Source organism: Rhodococcus sp. (in: high G+C Gram-positive bacteria) (assembly GCF_049286785.1).
Lineage (GTDB): Bacteria > Actinomycetota > Actinomycetes > Mycobacteriales > Mycobacteriaceae > Rhodococcus_F.
This window is the reverse complement of the sequence record NZ_JBAQEO010000515.1, coordinates 1-8,638: the sequence shown is the minus strand read 5'-3', so window position 1 is coordinate 8,638 and position 8,638 is coordinate 1. Positions and strand designations below refer to the sequence as shown.

The following is an 8,638-nucleotide window of genomic DNA, read 5'->3' as shown; positions in this document are numbered from 1 at the left end:
CAGAACCTCGCCGGCCGCTCCGCGCTGGTCACCGGCGGCGCCAGTGGAATCGGCGCGGCCTGCGCCCGGACACTGGCGGCACGCGGCGCCCGCGTGACGGTCGCCGACCTCGACGACGTGGCCGCCAAGACCCTCGCCGACGAGATAGACGGAACCGCATGGCACGTCGACCTGCTCGACACCGATCAGCTCGACAACCTGCGCCTGGACACCGACATTCTGGTCAACAACGCCGGCATCCAGACCGTCAGCCCCATCGAGGACTTCCGCCCCGAGGACTTCCGGCGGATCCAGACCCTCATGGTCGAGGCACCGTTCCTTCTGATCCGCGCAGCGTTACCCCACATGTATGCCAACGGATTCGGACGGGTGATCAACGTGTCGTCGGTGCACGGACTCCGCGCCTCGGCGTTCAAGTCCGCCTACGTGACGGCCAAGCACGGTCTCGAGGGTCTGTCCAAGGTGACGGCCCTCGAGGGCGGCCCGCACGGCGTCACCAGCAACTGCGTCAACCCCGGTTACGTACTGACACCGTTGGTGCAGAGCCAGATTGCCGATCAGGCCCGGGTTCACGGAATCACCGAAGAAGAAGTGATCGAGAAGGTCATGCTCACCGAGAGCGCGATCAAGCGGCTGGTGGTGCCGGCCGAGGTGGCCTCACTGGTGGCATGGGTGGCGTCGCCGGACGCCGGCATGGTCACCGGCGCGTCCTACACCATCGACGGCGGGTGGACGGCGCGTTGACCCTCGCGTGACGGTCGCCCACCGAGCAGCAGATGAACCGGTCTTCCACTCAGCACGTGTCGATGTCACGCTGGAGGGTAGGGGAAGGACCGGCCACACCGTCGGCACCTCCGCGATCCGAGCGCGAGGGGACAGCGATGCACGTCGATGAACTCCAGATGAAGACCAGAGTCGACGAGATCCTCCACCGTCGGCCCGCCGTCGGACTGGCGCTGGGGGTGATCCGAGGCGGGTCCCTCGAGTTCTTCCACGGACACGGCGTCGCGGACATACCGACGAAGACCCCTGTCACCGAGGACACGGTCTTTCGGATCGCCTCGATCACCAAGACCTTTACGGCGATCGCGATCATGCAACTGTGGGAGCAGGGGCTCGTCGACCTCGACGCGCCCGCCGCCGACTACCTTCGCGCATACCGGCTGATCCCCGCGAAGCCGGACTGGCGGCCCGCGACGGTGCGTCACCTGCTGACCCACACCGCCGGCATCGGCGAACTGGTGTCGCCGTCCGGGCTGCTGCGGCCGGACTTCGGCGAGAGCGTGAAGCCGGGGCGTCCCGTTCCCTCCCTCGCCGAGTACTACCGAGGGGCACTGCGTATCGACGCCGAACCGGGCACACGGTTCAGATACGGAGATCACTCGCATGCCACGCTCGGGCAGATCGTCGCGGACGTGAGCGGGCAGTCGCTCGACCGCTACCTCCGTGAGCACCTCTTCGGACCCCTCGGTATGGCGGACACCGACCTCGTGCCGTCCGAACGCGTCCGGTCGCGTCTCGCCACCGGGTACAGGTTCGGCTCCGGCGGCGCCGAGGCCGTTCCGGTTCGTGACTGGGCGACGGGAGGCGCGGCGGCGGCGTACTCCACCCCCCGGGACATGACCCGCTACCTCGCCGCACTTCTGGGCGGTGGCGCAGGCGAGCACGGTTCGGTGCTCGCGGCCTCGACACTGGCCACGATGTTCGAGCCCCACTACCAGCCCGATCCGCGGATACCGGGTATGGGTCTGACCTTCTTCCGTCGCATCACCGGCGGCCATCTCGTGGCCGAGCACCAGGGCATCCTCCCCGGCTTCGACTCGCAGATCGTGGTGGCCCCCGAGGACGGCGTTGCCATCATGGCCTTCACGAACGGGGCCACCCGCGCAGTGTTGTGGCTTCCGGGCGAAATGGGCAACCTACTCGACGACCTGCTCGACATCCCTCACGAGACGATCCGCACCGACGTTCCGCACCGTCCCGACGTCTGGTCCGACATCTGCGGTTGGTATTACCTTCCCGGCCGGCTCACGGATGCCCGCGTCAGGGCCATGCTGGGCGCCGGGGCCGAGGTCTTCGTCCGTCGTGGCGTGATCGTCCTCCGGTTTCTGACTCCCGTTCCCGCTCTTTTCAGGCCGTTACCGCTCCACCCCGACGACGACACGGATCCCTACGCGTTCCGGATCGAACTCCCCGACGGACTCGGCAGTTTCCGGGTGGTGTTCAGCCGCGACCCCGAAAACGGCACCCGCGCAGTCCACTTCGACATCATGCCGTTGTCGGCCGAGAAACGGCCGGCAAGCACGAATCCGAGATTGTGGGCGGAGGGTGCGGTTGCCGTCGCCGCGGCGGCGATACTCGGTCGCCGGCGCACGAGACGACGCCGACGTAGGGCGGAGCACTAGGGAATCGAGATTCGGCCCTCGACCGCGGCCAGCCCGATGTCTGTGCGGAAGTGGCTGCCGGGCAGCTTGACTGCCGCGATCTTGGCGTAGGCATCGTCGCGGGCCTCGCTCAGGTCCGACCCGACGCCGACCACACTGAGCACCCGTCCACCGGCCGAGACCACACGGCCGTCGACGACCTTCGTGCCGGCGTGCAGGATGCCGTCGCCGTCGGCGCCGGTGATCAGGTCGCCGGTGCGCGGGGTGCCCGGGTAGTACTCGGCCGCGACCACGACGGTCACCGCTGATCCCGCCTGCCATTCGAGCGGCGCCACCTTGTCGAGTGTGCCGGTGGCGGTGGCGTTCAGCAGTGCACCGAGCGGGCTCTTCAGCAACGCCAGCACGGCCTGCGTTTCCGGGTCACCGAATCGGCAGTTGAACTCGACCACGGCCGGGCCGTCCTTGCCGATCGCCAGGCCCGCGTAGAGCAGGCCACTGAACGGGCAGCCTCGCGCCACGAGTTCGGCCGCAACCGGCTTCACGACGTCGTCGACGATCCGGGTGACCATCGAGTGGGGCAGCCAGGGCAGCGGGGTGTACGCGCCCATGCCGCCGGTGTTGGGACCGGTGTCTCCGTCACCGACACGCTTGTGGTCCTGGGCCGGCAACAGAGGCACCACGGTCTCGCCGTCGACCAGGCAGAACAGCGACACCTCGGGGCCGTCGAGGAAGGATTCGAGGAGAACAGGATGACCGTTCTCGAGGAGTTCGGCCGCGTGGTCGCGGGCGGCATCCCGATCGGTGGTGACCACGACGCCCTTGCCTGCCGCCAGGCCGTCGTCCTTGACCACCCAGTTGGGGCCGAAGCGGTCGAGGGCCGCGTCGAGCTCGGCCGGCGAGTCGACGATCTCGCTGTGGGCTGTCTTCACACCCGCGGCCGCCATGACGTCCTTCGCGAACGCCTTGGAACCCTCGATACGCGCCGCAGCAGCCGACGGGCCGAAGCAGGCGATGCCGGCGGCACGGACCGCATCGGCCACACCGAGGACCAGAGGCACCTCGGGGCCGATCACGACCAGATCCGCCTCGACCTTCTTCGCCAGGCCCGTCACGGCCTCACCCGACGCGACGTCGACGGGATACTGCTCGGCGATCTTGGCGATCCCGGCGTTGCCGGGAGCACACATCAGGGCTGTGACACCCGGATCGCGAGCAAGGGCGAGAAGGAGGGCATGTTCACGGGCTCCGGAGCCGATAACGAGTACGCGCACGGGTGTCAGACTACGGCCCGCCGAGAACCACACGTCGGAGAGTGCACTCAGCGCGTCAGGAAGTGAGGTCGTAGAGCGTCACACCGTCGACCGTGACGGAAGTGAAGTTCTCCTGCACCCATGACGAGATCTCGGACGAGGTGCCCTCACTGCCCATGCCGGCGCCGCGGCCACTGCTGATGAAGTAGTGGATCTTGCCGTCGGCCACGTACTGCCGGAACTGCTCGATCGTCGGCGACGGGTCGCTGCCGTTGAAGCCACCGATCGCCATGACCGGGTCCTCCGTCGCGAGCTGGTAGCCGGACGCGCTGTTCGACCCGACCGCGGCTGCCACCCAGGTGTACTCGTCGGAGTCGGTGTCGAGCAGGGTGACCAGTTCGTCGCCCGGAGTGCTGCCCGACAGGAGACCGCCGCCTGCTCCGGCCATGGGACCGCCCATGCCGTCGGGAATACCTGCCGGAGGTGTGGGGATCCCCGCGCCGGCCATCCCGCCGGGACGACCGGCCGGGCGCCCCATGCCACCCGGGCCGCCGTGACCGCCCTCGACGTCGGGACCTGCCGAGACTATGGACCCGGTATGCGGGGTGGCAATGGTGTCCAGCGCATACGCGGTGGGTCCGGCGAGCCCGGCGAAGAGCGCCGCGAGGACGGAGACGACTGCGATCCGGCCCCGCGTCATCGCCGGGACCAGCATCGCGACGGCCGCGAGGACACCGACGATCACGACAGCCCACTTCAGCCATGCCGCGAACGAGGCGCTGCGACTGAGCAGCATCCAGGCAGTGGCGACGGTGACGAGCACGGTCGCAGACATCACCGCACGTACCCAGAGCGCGTCCCGGCGCCGCCACAAACTGACCGACCCGATCGCCACCAACGCCGCGACAGCCGGGGCGAGCGCCACCGTGTAATACGCGTGGAAGATGCCGGCCATGAAGCTGAAAGTGAGCCCGGTGACCAGGAGCCACAGACCCCACACGATGAACGACGCCCGCTGGATGTCGACGCGCGGCGCCCGGCCACGCAGGACGAGTCCCGTGACGAGCAGGATCAACGCGGCAGGGATCAACCAGGCGATCTGCCCGCCCTGCGCGGATTCGAACATGCGGGTGATACCGGCACTACCCCACATGCCGCCACCGCCGGCGGGAGCCCCGCCGCCGGGCATGGCGCCCGTCGCCGCCTCGGTGGCACCGCCCATCGTGGCACCGCGGTCTCCGCCACCCGGCACGACGCTGCCGGTTTCCTCACCGTTGAGGCGACCGAGACCGTTGTAACCGAGGGTGAGCTCGAGGATCGAGTTGTTCTGCGACCCACCGATCCACGGCCGTGACGACGCCGGCAACAGCTCGACGATCAGCAGCCACCAGCCGGCAGAGACGATCATCGCGCCCAGGGCGGCGAAGCACTGGGCCAGTCGTTTTCCGAACCTCGGCGGTCCTGCAATCAGATAGGTCAGGGCCAGCGGCGGCACGACGAGCATCACCTGCAACTGCTTGGTGAGGAAGCCGAGGCCGATGAACACACCCGTGAGGACGAGCCACCGGGTGCGTCCGTCCCGCACGCCGCGCAGCAGCGCCCAGACGGATGCGATCATGAGCAGCACGAGCAGGGCATCGGGGTTGTTGAATCGGAACATCAGCGCCGCAACGGGAGTCAGCGCCAGCACCATCCCGGCCAGCAGCCCTGCGCTCGCACCGAACCAGCGCCTGACCGTCGCGTACAGCAACGCGACCGAGCCGACGCCGAGCAGCGCCTGGGGCACCAGCATGGCCCATGAGCTGAGTCCGAAGATGCGCACCGACAACGACATCACCCACAGGGACATCGGCGGCTTGTCGACGGTGATCGAGTTGGCGGCATCGGACGAACCGAAGAAGAATGCCTTCCACGATTCGGCACCGGCCTGTACCGCGGCGGAATAGAACGAGTTGGCCCAGCCGGACGCGCCGAGCCCCCAGAGGTAGGCGACCGCGGTGCCCGCCAGCAGCGCGGCGAGCGCCCAGGGTTCCCAGCGCCTACCGCGCGGTCCTTGCGCCGGCGCGACTGTCTGCGCTTCGAGTGTGGTGGTCATGCGGAAACTCCCTCGGTTCGGGTGGTTCGGAACACCCAGCGAAGGGCGATGAATCGGGTAACGGTGGCAACAAGATTCGCGATGATCAGCACCGCGAGCTCCAAGTTCCTGGAGGCATCGGGGACCGTCGCGTGGACCAGGAACAATGGTCCGCTGGTCAACAGCAGACCGAAGCCGAAGACGAGCAGGCCCTGCAGCTGATGGCGTGCGGCGCCCGCAGATCCGCGGACTCCGAACGTGAACGCCCGGTTGGCCGCGGTGTTGAGTACCGCGGTGATCAACAGCGAGAGCGCATTGGCCCACTGCGCGCCCACCAAGGGATGCAGCGCCAGGTACAGCAGGGTGTACGCCACGGTGGAGGCGACGCCGATCGCGGCGAACCTGACGAGCTGTCCGACCATCCCGCGCGGGACACCGACGAGGAGGGGTTCGCGGTCGAAACCGGCCCGGAGCGTAGCCAGCGGCAGCGAACCCGTGGCCAGACCGCGGCCGACGCGCCACACACCCTTCAGGTCCGCGACGGCGGTGGCGACGATATCGACGCGACTGTCGGGGTCGTCGACCCAGTCCACCGGAACCTCGTGGATGCGCAGTCCGGCACGTTCTCCGAGCACCAGCAGTTCGGTGTCGAAGAACCAGCCCGGGTCCTCGACGAGCGGGAGCAACCGGCGCGCCACGTCCGTGCGCATGGCTTTGAAGCCGCATTGGGCGTCCGAGAAGCGCGCGTGCAGGGCGCCACGCAGGATGAGGTTGTAGCTGCGGGAGATGAATTCACGTTTGGGTCCGCGCACCACGCGGGAAGACCTCGAGAGCCGGGTACCGATCGCGATGTCGGAGTGCCCGGAGAGCAGCGGTGCCACGAGGGGCATCAGCGCGTTGAGGTCGGTGGAGAGGTCGACATCCATATAGGCGACGACCCGGGAGTCCGACGCGCTCCACACAGCACGCAGCGCACGACCTCGGCCTTTCTCGTCGAGGTGCACCACCCGCACGCCCTCGACCTCGCGCGAGAGCCGCGTCGCGACAGCGAGAGTGCCGTCGACGCTGGCGTTGTCGGCGATGGTGATGCGGGCGGAGTAGGGCACGTTCTCGTCGAGATGTTGCCGCAACCGACGCACGCAGCGTTCGAGACCCGCCTCTTCGTTGTAGACCGGCACGACAACGTCGAGCACGGGCGAAGCTTCGGTATTCGAGGTGCTTCTGACGGCGTGCGGGGCGCCGGAGAACGTTTTCGTCGTCATACCTGCCAGAGTCGCGGTCCACGCTCCGACCACTCTGGGCCCTGCCTGTGAATCACCTGTCAGCCGCACCCCCGAGGGAGGCGGAACATATCCTCTGCACATGGCATCTGTATTCAGCGCAATCATCAACGGAGATCTGCCCGGACGGTTCGTGTGGGAGGACGACGACGTGGTCGCTTTTCTCACCATCGCGCCCGTGACGCAGGGGCACACACTCGTCGTCCCCCGGGTGGAGGTCGACCAGTGGCAGGACGTCGACGGCGAGCTGTGGACCAAGGTCATGGAGGTTGCGCGCACGATCGGCCGTGCCGTGCGGCCGGCTTTCGACGCACCCCGGGCAGGTCTGCTGATCGCCGGACTCGAGGTTCCGCACCTGCACGTGCACGTCTTCCCGGCCTACGACATGGGCGACTTCGACATCAGCAAGGCCGATCCGAATCCGTCACCGGAGTCACTGGACGAGGCTGCGAGCAAGATCAGGGCCGCCCTCCGCGAGCACGGCCACGCCGACGTACCAGAGTAGTAAGTCCCTTGTCCGGCGACCGCAACTATGCAACAGTTTGAGAAACATTGTTGCATGAGAGATGGGGACCGACCGTGCTACTCCACGACAGCAAGGCTCACAAGAACGCGAAGGCCGGCGCAGATGTGCAGGCGGATACACAGGTGCAGGCGCAGGGCGGCGAAGGTCATGCCCGTGCCCTCTCGACCATCACCCGGGAATCGTTCATCTATCTGGGGGCAGGTTCCACCGTCATCCTGCAGCTCGCGAACCCGGGGGTCGGGCACGGCGTCGCCGACCACAGCACCACATTGATCCGCCCGGTGGACCGGTTGCGTACCACCATGACGTACATCTACGCGGTCACCCTCGGCACCGAGGAGGAGCGCAAGACGATCGTGCGGATGGTGAACAAGGCGCACGTGCCGGTCCGCTCGGAGACGTACAACGCCTTCGATCCGGAGCTGCAGTTGTGGGTGGCGGCGACGCTGTACTACGGCGCCGCCGATCTGTACGAACGTTTCTACGGCCCCATGGACGATGAGTTCGCCGACCGTGTCTACCGGGACGCCGCCATCTATGGCACCGCCCTGCAGGTGCCGGAAGACATGTGGCCCGCCGACCGCAAGGCGTTCCGGGAGTACTGGGACCACCAGGTCGCCACGCTCGAGATCGACGACAAAATCCGTCATTACGTGCGTGACCTTCTCCGCGGTGGTCAGGCGCCCGCTCCGATGCGAGCCATGATGGGGGCCAACCGCTTCATCACGATCGGACTGCTCCCCGACCGTTTCCGCCAGGAACTCGAACTGCCCTGGACCGAGCGCGATCAGCGACGGTTCGACCGGCTGATGAAGGTGCTCCCCGCCGCGTACAAGCGGCTTCCTCGCCCGCTGCGGGAGGCGCCCGCCCGGTACTACCTGCGGGACATGCGACGCCGCCTTGCCGCGCACCGCCACGTCATCTAGCGGGACCGCGGAAGTTCTACATCTAGCCAAATTGTCCCTGGTGGGACGCCCGTTCCGGGCTGAAAATGGTCTGGTGGTCGCCCGTCGACGCCGTCCCCCTATGGTTCTTCGAGGCCGTCATCTAGCCGGGCGTTGGGGATCACGCCGTGGGCCCTTCACTGTTGCCGTCGTTGTCGAGCACGAGGATTAGATTCCGTT

7 protein-coding genes are annotated in these 8,638 nt (G+C 67.6%); 4 read left to right on the top strand and 3 right to left on the bottom strand.

Annotated elements, in window-relative coordinates; translation table 11 throughout:
• On the top strand, positions 1 to 744 hold a 744-nt coding region (locus WAW17_RS18615; RefSeq protein ID WP_422334412.1), incomplete at its 5' end, for a 3-hydroxybutyrate dehydrogenase.
• Between the two features lie 158 nt (positions 745 to 902).
• On the top strand, positions 903 to 2,405 hold the full coding sequence (locus tag WAW17_RS18610; protein ID WP_422334411.1) for a serine hydrolase domain-containing protein: 1,503 nt from the start codon (positions 903 to 905) through the stop codon (positions 2,403 to 2,405).
• Here the strand turns inward: WAW17_RS18610 and purD are convergent.
• From purD to WAW17_RS18595, 3 genes are read right to left on the bottom strand one after another with little or no spacing between them, the layout of a single operon-like run.
• On the bottom strand, positions 2,402 to 3,655 hold the full coding sequence (purD, locus tag WAW17_RS18605; protein ID WP_422334410.1) for a phosphoribosylamine--glycine ligase: 1,254 nt from the start codon (positions 3,653 to 3,655) through the stop codon (positions 2,402 to 2,404). The genes WAW17_RS18610 and purD overlap by 4 nt on opposite strands.
• A 55-nt stretch (positions 3,656 to 3,710) precedes the next feature.
• Positions 3,711 to 5,729: an ArnT family glycosyltransferase gene (locus WAW17_RS18600; protein ID WP_422334409.1), complete on the bottom strand. Its 2,019-nt coding sequence runs from the start codon at positions 5,727 to 5,729 to the stop codon at positions 3,711 to 3,713.
• Positions 5,726 to 6,970 carry a glycosyltransferase gene (locus WAW17_RS18595; protein WP_422334408.1) on the bottom strand — a complete coding sequence of 415 codons (1,245 nt, stop codon included), beginning with the start codon at positions 6,968 to 6,970 and terminating at the stop codon, positions 5,726 to 5,728. The genes WAW17_RS18600 and WAW17_RS18595 overlap by 4 nt, the downstream gene beginning before the upstream one ends.
• 100 nt (positions 6,971 to 7,070) lie before the next feature.
• On the opposite strand from WAW17_RS18595, the gene WAW17_RS18590 reads away from it, so the two are divergent.
• Both WAW17_RS18590 and WAW17_RS18585 read left to right on the top strand, forming a co-directional pair.
• Positions 7,071 to 7,493 carry an HIT family protein gene (locus WAW17_RS18590; protein ID WP_422334407.1) on the top strand — a complete coding sequence of 141 codons (423 nt, stop codon included), beginning with the start codon at positions 7,071 to 7,073 and terminating at the stop codon, positions 7,491 to 7,493.
• Between the two features lie 74 nt (positions 7,494 to 7,567).
• Positions 7,568 to 8,440 carry an oxygenase MpaB family protein gene (locus WAW17_RS18585; RefSeq protein ID WP_422334406.1) on the top strand — a complete coding sequence of 291 codons (873 nt, stop codon included), beginning with the start codon at positions 7,568 to 7,570 and terminating at the stop codon, positions 8,438 to 8,440.
• Positions 8,441 to 8,638: the final 198 nt, after the last annotated feature.